Here is a 17,428-nt window from a genome sequence, read left to right as displayed (position 1 = left end):
GATGTCCTGAAAGAGACAGTTCCACTATAGGGGGCCGCTGTAGGGCACTCAGTGCGCTGATTCACATAGGCGAGATATTTCATATTCGTTGTTTCTGCAGCGACGTAGAAAAAATACACTTTCTATGGATCAGCCCGCCAATATTCGACAATCGCTCATTTCCACTGCGCCCGGTTGCTCCATCGACGGGCCGCGCCGCCGCTTTTTGGTCCAGGCGATGGCCGGCGCCGGGGTCCTGGCCCTATCCCCCTCACCCGTCCTGGCTGCGCCCGGCATCGCCATCCCCAACGTGACCGGGTTGTATGCGGTTCAGGTGTCCCGGGTGGTGGCGCCCCTGTCGACCCGGGAAGTGGCCGCGGCCGTGCGCAACTGGCCTGGCAAGATCGCGGTCGGCGGCGGACGCTACAGCATGGGCGGCCAGGCCGCCATCACGGGTGGCCTGCACCTGGATATGCGCGGCATGAAGCGGCTGGTGTCGCTCGACGCCAAGGCGAAGGTGGTCCGGGTGCAGGCCGGGATGCGCTGGCGCGACCTGCAGGACCTGATCGACCCGCTCGGGCTGGCGGTGCACACCATGCAGAGCTTTTCCAATTTCACGGTAGGCGGCGCGGTGTCGGTGAATGCCCACGGCCGCTATGTCGGCAATGGCCCGGTTGTCAATTCGGTCCGCGCCTTGCAACTGGTGCTGGCCGACGGTTCGGTCATGGAAGCGACGCGCACCTGCAACGCCGGGCTGTTCCGCGCCGCGGCGGGCGGCTATGGCGCGGTGGGCGTCATCACGGAAGTCGAACTCGACCTGGCCCGGAATACCCGCATCGAGCGCGTCGTGGAAGCGGTGGCGCTGGACGACTACCCCCGCTATTTCCGGCAACAAGTGGAGGGCAGCGGCTGCATCTTCCATCATGCCGATCTGTTGCCGCCCCTGTTCGACGCGCCAGTGGCGGTCTCGTGGCGCGAGACGAACCAGCCTCTTACCGAGCCGGCCAGGCTGGTGGCGCGCGGGCAGTCGTATGGGCTGAACCAGAATGCGCTGTTCGCCATGACCGAACTGCCGCGCGGCGACCTGCTGCGCAGCCACGTGGTGCATCCGCTGCTGCTGGCCAAACCGGCCGTGAAGTGGCGCAACCACGAGGCCAGCCTCGACGTGGCGGAGCTGGAGCCGCGCACCCGGGCCATGTCGACCTATGTGCTGCAGGAGTATTTCATCCCGGTGCGCCACTTTGCCGGCTTCGCCCGGGCGATGGCCTTGATCATCCGCAAACACGATGCCCGGGTCGTGAATGTCTCGGTGCGGCATTCGCCGGCCGACCCGGTCACCCTGCTGCCCTGGGCGCAGGAAGAAGTGTTTTCGTTCGTCGTCTACTACAAGCAGCGCACCAGTCAGGCCGCCCAGCGCCGCACTGGCGAGTGGACCCGGGCGATGATCGAGACGGCGCTGGGTTTCGAGGGGCGTTATTACCTGCCTTACCAGCTCCACGCGACGCGCGAACAGTTCCAGCGCGCGTATCCGGAGGCAGCGCAGCTGCGCGGGCTGAAGCGACAGGTCGACCCGGCCGGCCGGTTTTCCAATGAACTGTGGGCGAAGTATTTGTAGGCAGCCGTTCCGGGCAAAAAAAACCCGCTCCGGTTGAGGGAGCGGGTGAAGTCCAAAACTAGGGATGTCCTGAAAGAGACAGTTCCACTATAGGCATCGGCCGGGACCGGCTCTGTGCGTCAACACACACAAATCCCGAACTTGTCACATTCCTTGATTCAAATGTAAAAAATGCCGCACCGGGATAACCCGGGCGGCATTTTTTTGGGGGCAGACGGAGCTTATACGACGGCGCCGTCGGTCTCGTCTTTTTCTTTCACAGGCTTGATCAGGTCTTCGCGCTTGACGCCCAGCCACATGGCCAGCGCGGCGGCGACGAACACCGACGAATAAATGCCGAAGCAGATGCCGATGGTCAGCGCGATCGCGAAGTAGTGCAGTGCGTGGCCGCCGAAGAACAGCATCGACAGCACCATCAGCTGGGTCGAGCCGTGCGTGATGATGGTGCGCGAGATGGTGCTGGTGATCGCGTGGTCGATCACTTCCGGCACGCTCATCTTGCGCTGCTTGCGGAACATCTCGCGGATCCGGTCGAAGATGACGACCGATTCGTTGACCGAATAGCCCAGCACCGCCAGGATCGCCGCCAGCACCGTGAGCGAGAACTCCCACTGGAAGAAGGCGAAGAAGCCAAGGATGATGATCACGTCGTGCAGGTTGGCGATGATGGCCGACACGGCGAATTTCCACTCGAAGCGGATCGCCAGGTAGGCGACCACGCCGACCACCACCATCAGCAGCGCGTTCAGGCCGTTCTGGGCCAGCTCTTCGCCGACCGCCGGGCCGACGTATTCGACGCGCTGCAGGCTCACCTGTTCCTGGCCGGCCGCATTCACGCAGCTGGTGCGGCTGACCTGCTCGCCCTTGTCGGTCGTGACCTGGGTGACCTTCGGCGTGCCCTGTTCGGACGTGCAGATGGCAGCGAAGGCCTTGGCCGAGGCGCCGGCCTGAGCTTGGCCCTCGACGATCGGCAGGCGCAGCAGGATGCTCTGCGCGTTGCCGAAGGTGGTCACCTCAGGCGCTTCGTAGCCGGTGGCGCGCAGCGTCGTGCGGATCTTTTCCTGGTCTGCCGCATGCGGGTAGCGCAGCTCCATCACGGTGCCGCCGGTGAACTCCACCGAATAATGCAGGCCCTTGCTCACCAGGAAGAACACGGCCGCCAGGAAAGTCACCGCCGAAATCACGTTGAGGATCAACGCGTGGCGCATGAACGGGATGTCCCGTTTGATCTTGAAAAATTCCATCTTTATTCCTGAGTAGCGTTTTGCTTGTTAGGCGTGAAACCGTCTTTCCAGACCGTGCCGATCGAGATGTGGGTCAGTTTCTTCTTGCGGCCGTACCAGAGGTTCAGGAAGCCACGGGCCACGAACACGGCCGAGAACATCGAGGTCAGGATGCCCAGGCAGTGCACCACGGCGAAGCCGCGGATCGCGCCCGAACCGAAGACCAGCAGTGCCAGGCCGACGATCAGGGTGGTGACGTTGGAGTCGAAAATCGTGTCCCAGGCATGCTTGAAGCCGGCCGAGATCGCCGCCTGCGGCGCCGCGCCGGCACGCAGCTCCTCGCGGATGCGTTCGTTGATCAGCACGTTGGCGTCAATCGCCATACCCAGCGCCAGCGCGATTGCCGCGATACCCGGCAGGGTCAGGGTGATCTGCATCATCGACAGCAAGGCCAGCAGGAACAGCACGTTGGCCGCCAGTGCCAGTGCGCTGAAGAAGCCCACCAGGTGGTAATACAGGATCATGAAGATGGCGATCGCCACGAAGCCCCAGACCGTCGAATACAGGCCGCGTTCGATGTTCTCGGCGCCCAGCTGCGGGCCGATCACGCGTTCTTCGATGAATTCCATCGGCGCCGACAGCGCGCCCGAGCGCAGCAGCAGCGCCAGTTCGTTCGCGTCTTCCGAGGTGCCCATGTTGGTGATCTGGAAGGTCGAACCGAATTCGCTCTGGATGACCGGGGCCGACAACACGCTGTACTTGCCCTTTTCCTTCAGCAGGATCGCCATGCGCTTGCCGATGTTGTCGCGGCTGGTCTGGCGCATGCGGCGGCCGCCGTCGCCGTTCAGGTCGAGCGAGACGGCAGGCTGCTGGTTGGAGTCGAAGCTGGCGACGGCGCTCGAGATCGATTCGCCCGACAGCACGACGTCTTTCGACACCACGACCGGTGCGCCGCGGCCCTCGAGGAACAGTTCCGAGTTCAGCGGAATGGCGGCGGTCTGCTCGGTGCCCGGGGTGACGCTGTTATCGACCATGCGCAGTTCGAGGGTGGCGGTGCGGCCGATGATGTCCTTGGCGCGCGCCACGTCCTGCACACCAGGCAATTGCACGATGATGCGGTCGGCGCCTTGCTGCTGGATCAGCGGCTCGGTGGTGCCCAGTTCGTTGATACGCTTGGACAGGGTCGCGATGTTCTGCTTGACGCCATCTTCGACAGTGCGCTTGATTGCTTCCGGCTTCAGGGTCACGACCAGCTTCAGGTCGGTGCCGTCGGCGGTCTCGGCGAATGCGAGGTCCGTCTGCGCTGCCAGTGCAAGGCGGGCGGCGCTGCGGGTGGCAGCGTCGCGGAAGCGCACTTCCACGGCATTGCCGGCGCGCTCGATGCCGGCGTGGCGGATGTTCTTGTCGCGCAGCTCGCTGCGAATGGTGGCCTGCAAGCCCTTGACCTTGGTCTCGAGCACGGCCTTGCCATCGACCTGCAGCAGGAAGTGCACGCCGCCGCGCAAGTCCAGGCCCAGGTTCATCGGCCTGGCGCCGATTTTTTCCATCCAGGCAGGCGTGTTCTTCACCAGGTTGACCGTGACGATGTAGTCGGGGTTTTCCTGGTCGCGGTTCAGGTCGCGCTCGAGCGCGAGCTTGGCCTTGAATTGGGCGTCGGTGCTGGCGAAGCGGGCACGCACGGAGGTGCTGTTGCCCGCGCCTTCAAGGCTGACCGCGGTGGCCGGAACGCCGGCGCGCTTGAGTGCATCCGCGACCAGGCCGGTGGTGGCGCTGGTCACGTTGACCGTCGATTTGCCGGTAGTGACCTGCAACGCCGGCGATTCGCCGAAGTAGTTCGGCGCCGTGTACAGCGCGCCCAGCAGGAGCGCGATGGCAATCAGTAGATATTTCCAGACGGGATAGCGATTCATAGTGTTCCAGCGTTCGATGTTGAGCACGGAACGGCCCCGGAGGGCCGCAGGTGTGCTTACAGGACTTACAGGGCCTTCAGGGTGCCTTTCGGCAGCAGCGTCGTCACTGCGTTTTTCTGGACCACGATCTCGGTGCCGGTCGAGACTTCGATCGTCACATAGGTGTCCGCCACCTTGGTCACGCGGCCGAGGATGCCGCCTGCGGTCGCCACTTCGTCGCCCTTGGCCAGCGCATCCATCATCGCCTTCGCCTCACGCTGGCGCTTCTGCTGCGGGCGGATCATGAGGAAGTACATGACCACGAACATCAGGATCAGCGGCAGGAAGGTGGTGAGGCTACCCATGATGCCTGGATCAGCTGCGGCCGTGGTTTGCGCGTACGCGTTGGAAATGAACACAAGAACTCCGATGGTGAGATTAAAAAAATAAGCGGTGTATTCTAGCACCGGCCGCGCGGCGGGAGCCAATCTGGAGGTAGGTAGGCTCGCAATTCTTAATTGCAAGATGTTGCTGGAAATTTAAGAGGCCAAATGTTTATGTGGTGGCGATGGTGCCACAACGAACTTGGGCTCCCGCGAAGGCGGCAACCCAATTTGGCAACTCAGCAGTTAGCCCTCACTTATACCCCACGCCCCCGATCCGCCGCGAACCTGATGCGGAACGCATTGAACCCATCCACATCGATCGCATCGCGCATCTCCTGCATCAGCTTCAGGTAATAGTGCAGATTGTGGATCGTATTCAGCCGCGCGCCCAGGATCTCGTTCGAGCGGTGCAAGTGGTGCAAATAGGCGCGGGTGAAGTTCTTGCAGCAGTAGCAGTCGCAGGACTCGTCCAGCGGCGCCGTGTCTTCCTTGTAGCGCGCGTTCTTGATCTTGACGTCGCCGAAGCGGGTGAATAGCCAGCCATTGCGGGCATTCCGGGTCGGCATGACGCAGTCAAACATGTCGACGCCATTGGCCACGCCGTCGACCAGGTCTTCCGGCGTGCCCACACCCATCAGGTAGTGCGGCTTGTTTTCCGGCAGGCGCGGGCCGACGTGGGCCAAAATGCGCTTCATGTCTTCCTTCGGCTCGCCCACCGACAGGCCGCCGATGGCCAGGCCCGGGAAGTTGATATCTTCCAGGCCGGCCAGCGACTCGTCGCGCAGGTGCTCGTACATGCCGCCCTGGACGATGCCGAACAGCGCATTCGGGTTCTCGCCGCCCTTGAATTCGTTCATCGAGCGCTGGGCCCAGCGCAGCGACATGCGCATCGACTTGGCCGCTTCTTCGCTGGTGGCCGGACGGCCGTCGATCTCGTACGGAGTGCATTCGTCGAACTGCATCACAATGTCCGAATTCAGCGAGCGCTGGATCTGCATCGAGATTTCCGGCGACAGGAACAGGCGCGAGCCGTCAATCGGCGAGGCGAATTTCACGCCCTCTTCCGTGATCTTGCGCATCGCACCGAGCGAAAACACCTGGAAGCCGCCCGAATCGGTCAGGATCGGGCCGTCCCAGCCCATGAACTTGTGCAGGCCGCCGAACTTGTCCAGCACCTTGGTTCCCGGGCGCAGCCACAGGTGGAAGGTATTGCCCAGGATGATCTGCGAGCCCACGGCCTTGAGCTCAGTCGGGTCCATCGCCTTGACCGAGCCGTAAGTCCCGACCGGCATGAAGATCGGGGTTTCGATGGTGCCGTGGTTGAGCTTCAGGCGGCCGCGGCGCGCGTGCGACAAGCCGCTGGTGTCTTTTTTAAGCAGGGTAAATTCGAGCATCGGTATCTATTATCTGGCGTATCTAGCGTGATTCTGTGGTCAGCAGCATGGCGTCGCCATAGCTGAAGAAGCGGTATTCGTTGGCGATCGCGTGCTGGTACGCCTTGCGGATCGCGTCATAGCCGGCAAAGGCCGACACCAGCATCAGGAGGGTCGACTTCGGCAGGTGGAAGTTGGTTACCAGGCGGGTGACGGTCTTGAAGGTATAGCCCGGCGTGATGAAGAGCGCGGTATCGGCGCTGCCGGCTACCAGCTCGCCCGTTTGCGAGCCCGACTCCAGCGCGCGCAGGGACGTGGTGCCCACCGCGACCACGTCGCGGCCCTCAGCTTTCGCCGCGCGTACGGCGTCCACCGTCTCTTGCGGGATCGTGTACCACTCGGTATGCATCTGGTGCGCGGACAGGTCTTCCACGCGCACCGGCTGGAAGGTGCCGGCGCCCACGTGCAGCGTGACATAGGCAAACTCGATGCCCTTCTCGGCCAGGCGGTCCAGCAGCGGCTGGTCGAAGTGCAGGCCGGCGGTGGGCGCGGCCACGGCGCCGGGCTCCTTCGAGTACACGGTCTGGTAGCGCTGCTCGTCGAACTCGTCGGCGGTGTGCTCGATATAGGGCGGCAGCGGCAGGCGGCCGTGGGCTTCGATCAGGTCGAACACGTCACCCTCGAAATGCAGGGTGAAGAACTCGCCGGCGCGCTCGCCGGTGGTCACATCAAAAGCGTCGGCCAGGCGGATGCGGTTGCCCGGCTTGGGCGACTTCGAGGCGCGCACCTGGGCCAGCACCGTGCGGGGATCTAACACGCGTTCGACCAGCACTTCGACCTGGCCGCCGGTTTCCTTGACCCCGAAGAAGCGTGCCTTAAGCACGCGCGTATTGTTCATCACCAGGAGGTCGCCCGGCTGGAGCTGGTCGACGATGTCGGCGAAATGGCGGTCGGTGATGCGGTCGCCATCGAGCTGCAACAGGCGCGAGGCGCTGCGGTCAGGCAGCGGCAATTGCGCGATCCGCTCTGGCGGCAAGTCGAAATCGAAATCGGAAAGCGAGTACATTGTTGTCAATTCTGGGAAAATGGATGCTGACAGCCTTACAATAGAGGCTGCAGTGCGTGCGGCGAACCTTCTATTTTACGCCAGCAAAGCTAGAATGCCGCGATATGCCCGCCCCAAAAACCACTTCCGCCCCAAAAACACTCGAATCCAAGCTCGCCCGGCTGGGCCTGCGCACCGACATGGACCTGGTGCTGCACCTGCCGATGCGCTACGAGGACGAGACCCAGGTGGTCTCGATCCGCGATGCGACGATGCGCGGCCTGCAGACCTGGCAGGTCGAAGGGGTGGTCACCAAAAACGAGATCACCCACAAACCGCGCCGCCAGCTCCTGGTGCAGATTGCCGACGAGACCGGCGAGCTGCAGCTGCGCTTCATGAATTTCTACGGCAGCCAGCTCAAGCAGATGGCCGAAGGCGTGCGCATCCGCGCGCGGGGCGAGCTCAAACACGGCTTCTTCGGCGCCGAGATGGTGCACCCGACCTACAAAGTCATCAACGAAGGCGCGCCGCTGCCCACTTCGCTCACGCCCGTGTATCCGTCTGGCGAGGGACTGTCGCAAACCATCCTGCGGCGCGCAGTCAACGACGCCATGAAACGGGTCGACTGGCGCGACACCCTGCCCAATGCCTTTCTCTCGCGCCTGCAGCTGTGGGACTTCGAGCCGTCGGTGCGCCTGCTGCACTATCCGCCGGCGGACGTCGACGAATATGCGCTGACCGAACGCTCGCACCCGGCCTGGACCCGCATGAAGTTCGACGAGCTGCTGGCCCAGCAGCTGTCCATGAAACGGGCCCAGCGCGCCCGCCGCGAAAAGGGCGCCCCGACGCTGCGCGCGGTCGGACGCTTGTCAGAATCCTTCCTGGCGGCCCTGCCCTTTCAGCTCACCGGGGCCCAGCAGCGCGTGGTGAAAGAGATCCGCGCCGACCTGGTTGAAAATTTCCCGATGCAGCGCCTGCTGCAGGGCGACGTCGGCAGCGGCAAGACCGTGGTCTCGGCGCTGGCCGCCGCGCAGGCGATCGACAGCGGCTACCAGGCCGCGCTGATGGCGCCCACCGAGATCCTGGCCGAGCAGCACTTCCGCAAGATCGCCGCCTGGATGGAGCCGCTCGGCGTGAAGGTGGCCTGGCTGACGGGCAGTCTCAAAAAGAAGGACAAGGAAGCGGCCAAGGAACTGATCGAGTCGGGCCAGGCCAACCTGGTGATCGGCACCCATGCGCTGATCCAGGACACGGTGAATTTCGCGAAACTCGGCCTGGTCATCGTCGACGAGCAGCACCGCTTCGGCGTCGGCCAGCGCCTCACCTTGCGCAACAAGGGCAGCGACGGCCTGGTGCCGCACCAGCTGATGATGTCGGCCACGCCGATCCCGCGCACCCTGGCCATGACCTATTACGCCGACCTCGAAGTCTCGGTGATCGACGAGCTGCCCCCGGGACGCAGCCCGATCGTCACGCGCGCTATCGACCAGAACCGGCGCGATGAAGTTATCGAACGGGTGCATGCGGCCGCGCAGGAAGGCCGGCAGGTGTATTGGGTCTGCCCGCTGATCGAGGAATCCGAAGTACTGCAGCTGCAGACCGCGACCGAAACCTACGAGACCCTGGCCGAAGCCCTGCCCGACTTGCAGGTGGGGCTGGTGCACGGCCGCATGAAGCCTCTTGAAAAGCAGGCGGTCATGGACGCGTTCACGGCGGGCGAGGTCCACGTCCTGGTGGCCACCACCGTGATCGAAGTCGGGGTCGACGTGCCGAATGCCTCGCTGATGGTGATCGAGCACGCCGAGCGCTTCGGCCTGTCGCAGCTGCACCAGCTACGTGGCCGTGTCGGCCGAGGTTCCGCTGCGAGCGTGTGCCTGCTCCTGTACCAAAGCCCGCTGGGGCAGGTGGCCAAGCAGCGCCTGCTGACCATGCGCGAAACCACCGACGGCTTCGAGATCGCGCGGCGCGACCTCGAGATCCGCGGTCCTGGTGAATTTTTGGGGGCGCGCCAGTCGGGCGAAGCCATGCTGCGCTTCGCCGACCTGGAAGCGGACCAGTGGATCGTGGACCAGGCGCGCGACGTGGCGCAGTACCTGCTGGACAGCGAGCGGCCGGAATACCTGGCGATCGTGGATGCGCATTTGTCGCGCTGGCTGGGCGGGCGCGAGGAATTCCTGAAGGTATAAAAAAAAGCGGTAATAAATACGGCCGGACTGTCACAAACGGGCACGCCGGGCCGTCTTGGGAGTATGGACGGCGCATCGGGCGCTTTCCTGTTACCGAAAAGGCACATCATGTCGCACTCCGCTCGTCTTCCCTTCTTCTCCCTGGCGCCCAAGTCGCTGCAGGCCATGATCAACCTGTCGAAATCGGCCAGCCAGGGGGCCATCGGCGAACGCCTGGCCGAGCTGGTCAACCTGCGCGTCTCCCAGGTCAACGGCTGCGGCGTCTGCGTTGACATGCACTGGCGCTTCCTGCTCAAGCAGGGCGCCGACCCGCGCCACCTGAATGCCGTCGCCGGCTGGCGCGAAGCGCCCTTCTTCAGCCCGCGCGAGCGTGCCGCCCTGGCCTGGGCCGATGCGCTCAATGCGCTGCCCCAGCGCGACGACACCGATGCGGCCTTCCGCGAAGTGCGCGAACTCTTCAACGAGACCGAGATCGCGGAACTGAGCTACGCCATCGCCGCCATCCGCGGCTGGAACGTGCTGAATATCTCGCTGCGCAACCAGATCCCAGAGCAGCCTGCGCCGGGCTTCTAGACCTTTCGCCTTCCGTCATGAGCGATCCCCGGAACGAAGAAGCCTTCAGCGCGCTGCGCCCGCGGCTGTTTTCGATCGCCTACCGGATGCTGGGCATCCGGGCCGATGCGGAAGACGTGGTGCAGGATGCCTGGCTGCGCTGGCATGCCCATGCCGGCACAGCAATAGAGTCGCTGGAAGCATGGCTGGTCACAGTGACCACGCGCCTGGCGATCGACCGGCTGCGTACCAGCAAGGCCGACCGCGAAGCCTATATCGGCTGGTGGCTGCCCGAGCCGCTGGTCGAACTCGACGACCATACCCCGGAGCGCGCCGCCGAGCTGGCAAGCGAGGTCTCGGTCGCCTTCATGTGGGTGCTCGAACGGCTGTCGCCCGACGAGCGCGCCGCCTTCCTGATGCGGCAGGTCTTCGATTCCGACTATGCGGACATCGCGCAGGTGCTCGGCAAATCGGAAGCCGCCTGCCGCCAGCTCGTGCACCGTGCCCAGGCCCGTATCCAGCAGGAGCGCCCGCGCTTTGCCGTGCCCGGGACTGCCCACCGGGAGCTGCTCGCCACCTTCATGGACGCGGCCGGCAAGGGCGACGCGGCGGCCATGCGGGCCCTGATGTCGGACGACGTCCAGCTGGTCTCGGATGGAGGCGGGAAAGTCAGCTCCTTCCTGCGCATCCTGAAAGGAGCCGGACGGGTGGCCGGCGTGTTCTGGTCGCTGGAGCACAAATATCCCGCGAAGGTCGTGTACCGCCCCGCACTGGTCAATGGCGAACCGGGCCTGCTGCGCTATGTCGAAGGAAAGCTCGAGTCGGCACAATCCTTCATCGTGGACGAGGGGCGGATCGTGGCTGTCTTCATCATGCGCAATCCGGACAAGCTGGCATCGGTCCCGCAGGGCCTCTGAGCCTTGTCCGGCCAGGCAATCGCAGGCTTGACGGTCTGTTCGCTCGCCAGCCTCACGGTGGAATGTCCTCCGTCTTCCTTTTTCAGGAAAAGCAGGTCATAGGCTTTCAGACTGCCGACGGATTCGTGTTGTCGCAATCGACAAGCACGGCGACACGGGACTCGTCGCTCATATCGGCGACTCCATGAAGGTAATCACTCTACTCTAGCAAATGCTAGGGGGCAGATATTCACGCTTCATCACTTCAGAGGCAGGATGACCTTTCAGGTACTGACCGGGCTGGTAAACGTCAGCCGGTTCCCGAACGGATCCTTGACCGACATCTCGCGCGCACCCCATGGGGTGTCGTCGACGCCAGGGCGGGCATAGCCGTACTGCTTCGCCGTCAATTCGCGGTGGTAGGCGTCGATGTCGCCGGTTTCGATGCGCATCGCCGCGCCGGGGCAGCAGTCGCCGTGGTGTTCGGTCAGGTGCAGCACGCAGCCGTCGCGCGAGACCTGCAGGTACAGCGGCAGCGCCGGCTCGTACCGGTGCTCCCAGTCGACCTGGAAGCCGAGGAAATCGACATAGAACTCGCGCGCCTTGGCTTCATCGAAGATGCGCAGGATCGGCGTGACGGGGCGCAGGCTCATCTCATTCGGCCCGGGTCAGCTCGACGCCATCGACGGTCATTCTCCACTGCTTGCCTTCGCGGTGCGGCGGCTTGCTGACGATGAAGGTGGAGCGCACGATGCCCCAGCCGACGTCGAAGTGGTCGCCGTTGAAGCCCTGCAGCTCGAGGCTGAGGTCGAGCTTCTTGCCCGGCTGGTCGCGCTTGTACTTGACCTTGCCGTCCTGGGCCAGCGACAGCTGCATGTCCTTGCCCTGCCAGTTGCCGACATAGGCCATCTTGTCTGCCGGGACAGGCGCCGCTTGGGCGGCGCTGCACAGCAGGCCGGCGGCGAGGATGAGGGAAGAGGCGATGCGCATGGGGGCTCCACTGGATGAGGAAACGAACCCCAGTATTCGCACACCCGGCCGCAAAGTCAACATGCAGACGCCGGGCTATGCGCAGCGCTTAGGCGCTGCGGTCGGCACTGTAGGCCAGGCCGATCTGGCGCCGGATCTCGTCCATCACGCCCATCAGCGCCAGCGTTTCTTCCAGCCGCATGGCCGGGCTCTCGGTGAGACCCGCGAGGAAGCAGCGCTGCGCCTCCATCGCTTCGTGCACATAGCCGTTGCCGAGGTAAGGCGTGTCGACCGTGCGCGTGCTGCCGTCGTCCAGGGTCACCGTCACGCTGCGCGCACGGTGAAACATCGTGTTCATGCGCACGTGGCCGCGCGTGCCCGATACCGTCAGCTCGCAGGGCGTACGGGCCTGGAACGAGCAGCTGCACACCGAGATGCCGCCGCCTTCGTGCCTGAGCGTGAAACCGGTCTGCACGTCGACGCCGGTGACGCCCATCACGGCCTGCGCCTTGACCACGGCCACGGGACCGAGCAGCGCGGCCGCGATCGACAGCGGATAGATGCCGAGGTCGAGCAGCGCGCCGCCGCCCAGTTCCGGATTGAAGACGCGGTGCTCGGAGCCAAAGCTGGCGGTGAAGCCGAAGTCGGCGACGACCTGGCTGACTTCGCCGATCTCGCCAGATGCGATGATGCGCCGCACCTCGTCGAAGGCGGGCAGGTAGCGCGTCCACATTGCCTCCATCAGGAACAGGCGGCGCGTGCGCGCGAGCGTGACTACCTGCTCGGCTTCGCGCAAATTCATGGTGAACGGTTTTTCGACCAGCACGCCCTTCCCGGCCCGCAGCGCCATCAGGGCATTCTCCGCATGCTGCGGGTGCGGCGTGGCGACATAGACCAGGTCAACGCCATCGGCGTCGAGCAGCTGCTGGTAGGAGCCGAAGGCCGCGGCGCCGCCGAATTCGTGGGCGAAAGCCTGCGCCTTGTCGAGGCTGCGCGAGGCCACCGCGGCCAGCACGGCGCCCGGCACGTCCTTCAGCGCGGTAGCGAAGGCGCGCGCGATCTTGCCGGTGCCGAGGATCCCCCAGCGTACTGCGTTTGCCATTGGCTGTTCCTTTTAACGTGCCCGCTTCGGGCGGAAGACGGTGGCGTCGAGGTAAAAATCCCGGTCCTGCCCGGGCCACCAGCCCGGCACGCCCAGCACCGGCAAGGGCGTGAAGCTGGAGGTATTCAAGCCCTCATCGGCCAGCTGCGCGGCCACGTGGGCGTCGAGCCAGGCGCGCTGCGCATCCGGCGCCAGCGAGAAATAATCGTCCTCGATGAACATGACCCGGGTATGCGCCGTGATCGCCTTGCGCGGCGCTACCAGCTTTTCCATCAGCGCGTGGCCGAACAGCCAGACCTGCGCGTACGGCCCGAACACGGCGCGCTTCTCGAACAGGGCGGCCAGCCAGCAGTGCGCGCGCAGCTCGTCCACCAGCGCACGTCCCGTGCTATTCGAGCGTACCACCAGCAGCGCGGCGTTCTCGTCGAAGATGGTCGCGGCGTCGCGCGCCGGGCCACGCGATTTACCGACGCCTGCCTGCGCGATCTGGGCCGCCTGCAGGGCATTGAGCTGGCGCTTGATGAGCGGGAAGGTCTGCCATACCAGCCCGTTGAAGAAGTCATGCAGGTTGTCGCGCGTGGGGACCTGGCCGGTGGCGCCGATGAATTCCTCGTAAGCCGTGCCTTCGGGCAGCGCTTCCTGGGGTACGAAGCGCAGCGGCAGGCCGCCGTGGTTGCGCAGGCAGAGCGCCGCCGCATTGCGGTTGAAGGCGTCGATAAACTCGCCCTCGGTCAGCGCCAGCCGTGCAAACGCCGGCCGCACCGAGTCGTACCACGGGTGCGACCAGTCGATCTGCGCCAGCATGTGCGGCTTACACCATCTTCCAGTTGATGGTTTCGCCGGCGTTGAGCGGCACCAGCTGGTGCTCGCCGAACGGCAGGGTCTCGGGCAGGGTCCAGGCTTCGCGTCTTAGCGTGAGCTTGCCTTCGTTGACCGGCAGGCCGTAGAAGCCCGGGCCGTTCAGGCTGGCGAAGGCTTCGAGCTTGTCGAGCGCACCGGCCTGGGCGAAGGCCTCCGTATACATCTCCATCGCGTGCAGCGCGGTATAGCAGCCGGCGCAGCCGCAGGCGGCGTACTTGGTGTGCACCGCGTGCGGCGCCGAGTCGGTGCCGAGGAAGAAGCGCTCGTCGCCGCTGGTAGCGGCGGTGACCAGCGCCAGGCGGTGTTCCTCGCGCTTGAGCACCGGCAGGCAGTAATAGTGCGGGCGGATGCCGCCGCGGAAGATCTCATTGCGGTTGTAGAGCAGGTGGTGGGCGGTGATGGTCGCCGCGATCGGGCCTTCGGCCTCGGCCACGTATTGCGCCGCTTCCTTGGTGGTGATGTGCTCGAACACCACCTTCAGCACCGGCATGTCGCGGCGCAGCGGGCGCATCACGCGCTCGATGAACACGGCTTCGCGGTCGAACAGGTCGATTTCGTTGTCGGTCACTTCGCCATGCACCAGCAACGGCATGCCGACTTCCTGCATGGTTTCCAGCACCTTGTAGCAGTTGCGCAGGTCGGTCACGCCGGCGTCGGAATTAGTGGTGGCGCCGGCCGGGTACAGCTTGACCGCGTGGATGAAGCCACTGTCCTGGGCGCGGCGGATCTCGTCCGGATCGGTATTATTGGTCAGGTAGAGCGTCATCAGCGGCTCGAAGCTCATCCCCTCCGGCAGCGCCGCCAGGATGCGCTCGCGATAGGCGCCGGCTTGCGCGGTCGTGGTGACCGGCGGTTTCAGGTTCGGCATCACGATCGCGCGCGCGAACTGGCGCGCGGTGTGCGGCAGGACGTCGGCCAGCACCGCGCCGTCCCGCAGGTGCAGGTGCCAGTCGTCAGGGCGGGTAATGGTGATGCTATCTGGGGTCTCAATGGGGGACATGGCAGCTCTCGGATTTCGGATGCCGACATTTTACCCGCAGCGCCGCCCGGGCAGCGCGCCGGCTGTCCATTCCGCCGTGCGCCTTGACTAATGAATAATACGGGCCAGGAATTCGCGCGCCCGTTCCGAGCGGGTGGCGTTGAAGAACTCTTCCTTGGGGCTGTCCTCGACAATGCTGCCGTGGTCCATGAAGACGATGCGGTCGGCCACCTTGCGCGCAAAGCCCATCTCGTGGGTGACGACCATCATCGTCATGCCCTCCTGCGCCAGCCCGACCATGACGTCGAGGACTTCGCCGATCATCTCCGGGTCGAGCGCGGAGGTCGGCTCGTCGAACAGCATCGCCACCGGGTCCATCGCCAGGGCGCGCGCGATCGCCACGCGCTGCTGCTGTCCGCCCGAGAGCTGGCTCGGGAATTTGTCTTTATGCGCCAGCAGGCCGACCCGGTCGAGGTATTTCAGGCCGCGCTCGAGCGCCTCATCCTTGCTGCGGCCGAGCACCTTTACCTGGGCCAGCGTGAGGTTTTCGCGTACCGACAGGTGGGGGAAGAGCTCGAAGTTCTGGAACACCATGCCGATGCGCGCGCGCAGCTGCGGTAGCTTCGTCCTTGGGTCGCCGACCGAGATGCCGTCGACCCGCACGCTCCCCTCCTGGAAGGGCTCGAGCCCGTTGACGGTCTTGATCAGGGTGGACTTGCCCGAGCCGGACGGCCCGCACACGACCACGACATCGCCGCGCGCGACCCGCGTGCTACATTCGCGCAGCACCTGGAAGTTGCCGTACCACTTGCTGACGTTCTCGATTTCGATCATCCGGTGCCTGTATGTGCGCCTTTTGCAAGGCCGGTTTTTGCAAGCCCTTGCGCGCTGTTGCGTGCGCGCTTGCTTGTAATGTAAGCATGCTTGACAGCATTTCCAGCGCCAAGGATACTTCGGAACTTGCCATATTCTACAGAACGAACTGGCCGTTTCCCCTCTTGAAGCCAGCGTCATGCCCCAATAAATCCACCAGCGACAGCCATCTCCTGCCGCCGGTCTTGCACAGGTCTACCGGAAGCTTTATGAATAATCGAAATCGCCTGACCATCTACATCCTGATCGGCCTCGCACTCGGGATCGTCGTCGGTTACTTCGCCAATGCCAACCTCGCCAATCCGGCCGGCTTCGCCGATGCGATGTCGCTGGTGACGACGCTGTTCCTCCGCCTGATCAAGATGATCATCGCGCCGCTGGTGTTCGCGACCCTGGTGGTCGGTATCGCCAAGATGGGCGATGCCAAGGAAGTCGGCCGCATCGGCGTCAAGGCGCTGGGCTGGTTCGTGATTGCCTCGGTCATCTCGCTGTCCCTGGGCCTGATCCTGGTGAACCTGTTCCGTCCGGGCGACGCGATGGCGCTGTCGGGCGCGCTGCCGCCGGTCGGCACTTCGTCGGGCATCGTCACCAGCAGCCTGACGCTGAAGGAATTCATCACCCACCTGGTGCCGTCGTCGATCGTGGACGGCATGGCCAAGAACGAGATCCTGCAGATCGTCGTGTTCTCGATCTTCTTCGGCACCGCCGCCGCAGCGGTGGGCGCACGCGCCACGCCGCTGATCGACGCGGTCGACGGCGTCGCCCACATCATGCTGAAGGTGACCGGCTACGTCATGAACTTCGCGCCGATCGCCGTGTTCGCGGCAGTCGCCGGCATCATCGCCAAGAGCGGCCTGGGCGTGCTGTCGACCTACGGCATCTTCATGGCCGAGTTCTACCTCGGCATCGTGCTGCTGTGGGTGGTGCTGATCGCCATCGGCATGGTCTTCCTCGGCCCGCGCGTCCTGCGCCTGATCGTCGAGCTGCGCGAACCGACCCTGCTGGCCTTCTCGACCGCCTCGTCGGAAGCAGCCTTCCCGAAAACCCTGGAAGGCCTGGAGCGCTTCGGCGTCAAGAACCGCCTGGCCGCCTTCGTGCTGCCGATCGGCTACTCGTTCAACCTCGACGGCTCGATGATGTACTGCACCTTCGCGGCGGTCTTCATCGCCCAGGCCTATGGCATCGAGCTGGACCTGGCAACCCAGATGACCATGATGCTGGTGCTGATGCTGACCTCGAAGGGCATGGCCGGTGTGCCGCGCGCCTCGCTGGTCGTCATCGCCGCCACCCTGGCCCAGTTCAACATCCCGGAAGCCGGCCTGCTGCTCCTGCTGGGCATCGACCACTTCCTGGACATGGCCCGTTCGGCGACCAACGTGATCGGCAACGGCATTGCGACCGCAGTCGTCGCCAAGTGGGAAGGCGAACTGGGAGAACCGGTCAAGGACGTCACCGTCGCACCGCTGCGCTGACGCGGGCAAGCACGACACCGAAGGCCTT

The 17,428-nt window shown here is 64.5% G+C and carries 16 protein-coding genes; 5 read left to right on the top strand and 11 right to left on the bottom strand.

Annotation, left to right across the window (positions count from 1 at the left end; genetic code table 11):
* The first annotated feature begins 124 nt into the window (after positions 1–124).
* Entirely contained in the window at positions 125–1,594 is a 1,470-nt protein-coding gene (locus AC56K1_RS18940) for an FAD-binding oxidoreductase (protein ID WP_497159344.1), read from the top strand.
* Positions 1,595–1,815: 221 nt separating this feature from the next.
* Here AC56K1_RS18940 and secF read toward each other — a convergent pair whose 3' ends face one another.
* The 5 genes from secF to queA all read right to left on the bottom strand — a co-directional run bounded on the left by secF (position 1,816) and on the right by queA (position 7,531).
* Positions 1,816–2,838: a protein translocase subunit SecF gene (gene secF / locus AC56K1_RS18935; RefSeq protein ID WP_497159343.1), complete on the bottom strand. Its 1,023-nt coding sequence runs from the start codon at positions 2,836–2,838 to the stop codon at positions 1,816–1,818.
* Positions 2,839–2,840: 2 nt separating this feature from the next.
* Entirely contained in the window at positions 2,841–4,727 is a 1,887-nt protein-coding gene (gene secD / locus AC56K1_RS18930; RefSeq protein WP_497159342.1) for a protein translocase subunit SecD, read from the bottom strand.
* 65 nt (positions 4,728–4,792) lie between these two features.
* Positions 4,793–5,071 carry a preprotein translocase subunit YajC gene (gene yajC / locus AC56K1_RS18925; protein WP_497159341.1) on the bottom strand — a complete coding sequence of 93 codons (279 nt, stop codon included), beginning with the start codon at positions 5,069–5,071 and terminating at the stop codon, positions 4,793–4,795.
* 275 nt (positions 5,072–5,346) lie between these two features.
* Entirely contained in the window at positions 5,347–6,486 is a 1,140-nt protein-coding gene (gene tgt, locus AC56K1_RS18920) for a tRNA guanosine(34) transglycosylase Tgt (RefSeq protein ID WP_497159340.1), read from the bottom strand.
* A gap of 22 nt (positions 6,487–6,508) precedes the next feature.
* The gene (gene queA / locus AC56K1_RS18915) at positions 6,509–7,531 is read right to left on the bottom strand and encodes a tRNA preQ1(34) S-adenosylmethionine ribosyltransferase-isomerase QueA (protein WP_497159339.1); all 1,023 of its coding nucleotides are present in this window, start codon (positions 7,529–7,531) and stop codon (positions 6,509–6,511) included.
* A 104-nt stretch (positions 7,532–7,635) separates the two neighbouring features.
* On the opposite strand from queA, the gene recG reads away from it, so the two are divergent.
* The 3 genes from recG to AC56K1_RS18900 all read left to right on the top strand — a co-directional run bounded on the left by recG (position 7,636) and on the right by AC56K1_RS18900 (position 11,165).
* On the top strand, positions 7,636–9,696 hold the full coding sequence (recG, locus tag AC56K1_RS18910) for an ATP-dependent DNA helicase RecG (RefSeq protein ID WP_497159338.1): 2,061 nt from the start codon (positions 7,636–7,638) through the stop codon (positions 9,694–9,696).
* Between the two features lie 108 nt (positions 9,697–9,804).
* Entirely contained in the window at positions 9,805–10,269 is a 465-nt protein-coding gene (locus tag AC56K1_RS18905) for a carboxymuconolactone decarboxylase family protein (RefSeq protein ID WP_497159337.1), read from the top strand.
* Between the two features lie 17 nt (positions 10,270–10,286).
* Positions 10,287–11,165 (top strand): RNA polymerase sigma-70 factor, encoded by an 879-nt coding sequence (locus AC56K1_RS18900; RefSeq protein WP_497159336.1) that lies wholly within the window; start codon positions 10,287–10,289, stop codon positions 11,163–11,165.
* A 263-nt stretch (positions 11,166–11,428) separates the two neighbouring features.
* Here the strand turns inward: AC56K1_RS18900 and AC56K1_RS18895 are convergent, their stop codons facing one another.
* From AC56K1_RS18895 to AC56K1_RS18870, 6 genes are all read right to left on the bottom strand, one after another.
* The gene (locus AC56K1_RS18895) at positions 11,429–11,797 is read right to left on the bottom strand and encodes a glyoxalase superfamily protein (protein WP_497159335.1); all 369 of its coding nucleotides are present in this window, start codon (positions 11,795–11,797) and stop codon (positions 11,429–11,431) included.
* Between the two features lies 1 nt (position 11,798).
* Complete coding sequence (locus tag AC56K1_RS18890) at positions 11,799–12,134, bottom strand: hypothetical protein (RefSeq protein ID WP_497159334.1); 336 nt, start codon at positions 12,132–12,134, stop codon at positions 11,799–11,801.
* An 88-nt stretch (positions 12,135–12,222) separates the two neighbouring features.
* Positions 12,223–13,215, bottom strand: coding sequence for a Gfo/Idh/MocA family protein (locus tag AC56K1_RS18885; protein WP_497159333.1), 993 nt, complete (start codon positions 13,213–13,215; stop codon positions 12,223–12,225).
* A gap of 12 nt (positions 13,216–13,227) precedes the next feature.
* Positions 13,228–14,019, bottom strand: a complete 792-nt coding sequence (locus AC56K1_RS18880; RefSeq protein WP_497159332.1) for a DUF3025 domain-containing protein — start codon at positions 14,017–14,019, stop codon at positions 13,228–13,230.
* 7 nt (positions 14,020–14,026) lie between these two features.
* Positions 14,027–15,076 carry a dihydroorotase gene (gene pyrC, locus AC56K1_RS18875; protein ID WP_497159331.1) on the bottom strand — a complete coding sequence of 350 codons (1,050 nt, stop codon included), beginning with the start codon at positions 15,074–15,076 and terminating at the stop codon, positions 14,027–14,029.
* Between the two features lie 87 nt (positions 15,077–15,163).
* On the bottom strand, positions 15,164–15,889 hold the full coding sequence (locus AC56K1_RS18870) for an amino acid ABC transporter ATP-binding protein (protein WP_497159330.1): 726 nt from the start codon (positions 15,887–15,889) through the stop codon (positions 15,164–15,166).
* 248 nt (positions 15,890–16,137) lie between these two features.
* Between AC56K1_RS18870 and AC56K1_RS18865 the strand changes: the two genes are divergently transcribed.
* A complete protein-coding gene (locus tag AC56K1_RS18865) occupies positions 16,138–17,400 on the top strand; it encodes a dicarboxylate/amino acid:cation symporter (RefSeq protein ID WP_497159329.1) in 1,263 nt (420 codons plus the stop codon).
* Positions 17,401–17,428: the final 28 nt, after the last annotated feature.

Source organism: Telluria sp. ZB4P37 (assembly GCF_059685855.1).
Note: the sequence above shows the minus strand (reverse complement) of the source record. Positions and strands in the feature narration are given on the sequence as shown.

Bases quoted from the DNA above. Each gene is read 5' to 3' on its own strand.
- AC56K1_RS18900 (WP_497159336.1), top strand. From the start codon at position 10,287: ATGAGCGATCCCCGGAACGAAGAAGCCTTCAGCGCGCTGCGCCCGCGG.
- secD (WP_497159342.1), bottom strand. From the start codon at position 4,727: ATGAATCGCTATCCCGTCTGGAAATATCTACTGATTGCCATCGCGCTC.
- secF (WP_497159343.1), bottom strand. From the start codon at position 2,838: ATGGAATTTTTCAAGATCAAACGGGACATCCCGTTCATGCGCCACGCG.
- yajC (WP_497159341.1), bottom strand. From the start codon at position 5,071: ATGGGTAGCCTCACCACCTTCCTGCCGCTGATCCTGATGTTCGTGGTC.
- AC56K1_RS18890 (WP_497159334.1), bottom strand. From the start codon at position 12,134: ATGCGCATCGCCTCTTCCCTCATCCTCGCCGCCGGCCTGCTGTGCAGC.
- recG (WP_497159338.1), top strand. From the start codon at position 7,636: ATGCCCGCCCCAAAAACCACTTCCGCCCCAAAAACACTCGAATCCAAG.
- AC56K1_RS18905 (WP_497159337.1), top strand. From the start codon at position 9,805: ATGTCGCACTCCGCTCGTCTTCCCTTCTTCTCCCTGGCGCCCAAGTCG.
- queA (WP_497159339.1), bottom strand. From the start codon at position 7,531: ATGTACTCGCTTTCCGATTTCGATTTCGACTTGCCGCCAGAGCGGATC.
- AC56K1_RS18885 (WP_497159333.1), bottom strand. From the start codon at position 13,215: ATGGCAAACGCAGTACGCTGGGGGATCCTCGGCACCGGCAAGATCGCG.
- tgt (WP_497159340.1), bottom strand. From the start codon at position 6,486: ATGCTCGAATTTACCCTGCTTAAAAAAGACACCAGCGGCTTGTCGCAC.
- AC56K1_RS18895 (WP_497159335.1), bottom strand. From the start codon at position 11,797: ATGAGCCTGCGCCCCGTCACGCCGATCCTGCGCATCTTCGATGAAGCC.
- pyrC (WP_497159331.1), bottom strand. From the start codon at position 15,076: ATGTCCCCCATTGAGACCCCAGATAGCATCACCATTACCCGCCCTGAC.
- AC56K1_RS18870 (WP_497159330.1), bottom strand. From the start codon at position 15,889: ATGATCGAAATCGAGAACGTCAGCAAGTGGTACGGCAACTTCCAGGTG.
- AC56K1_RS18940 (WP_497159344.1), top strand. From the start codon at position 125: ATGGATCAGCCCGCCAATATTCGACAATCGCTCATTTCCACTGCGCCC.
- AC56K1_RS18865 (WP_497159329.1), top strand. From the start codon at position 16,138: ATGAATAATCGAAATCGCCTGACCATCTACATCCTGATCGGCCTCGCA.
- AC56K1_RS18880 (WP_497159332.1), bottom strand. From the start codon at position 14,019: ATGCTGGCGCAGATCGACTGGTCGCACCCGTGGTACGACTCGGTGCGG.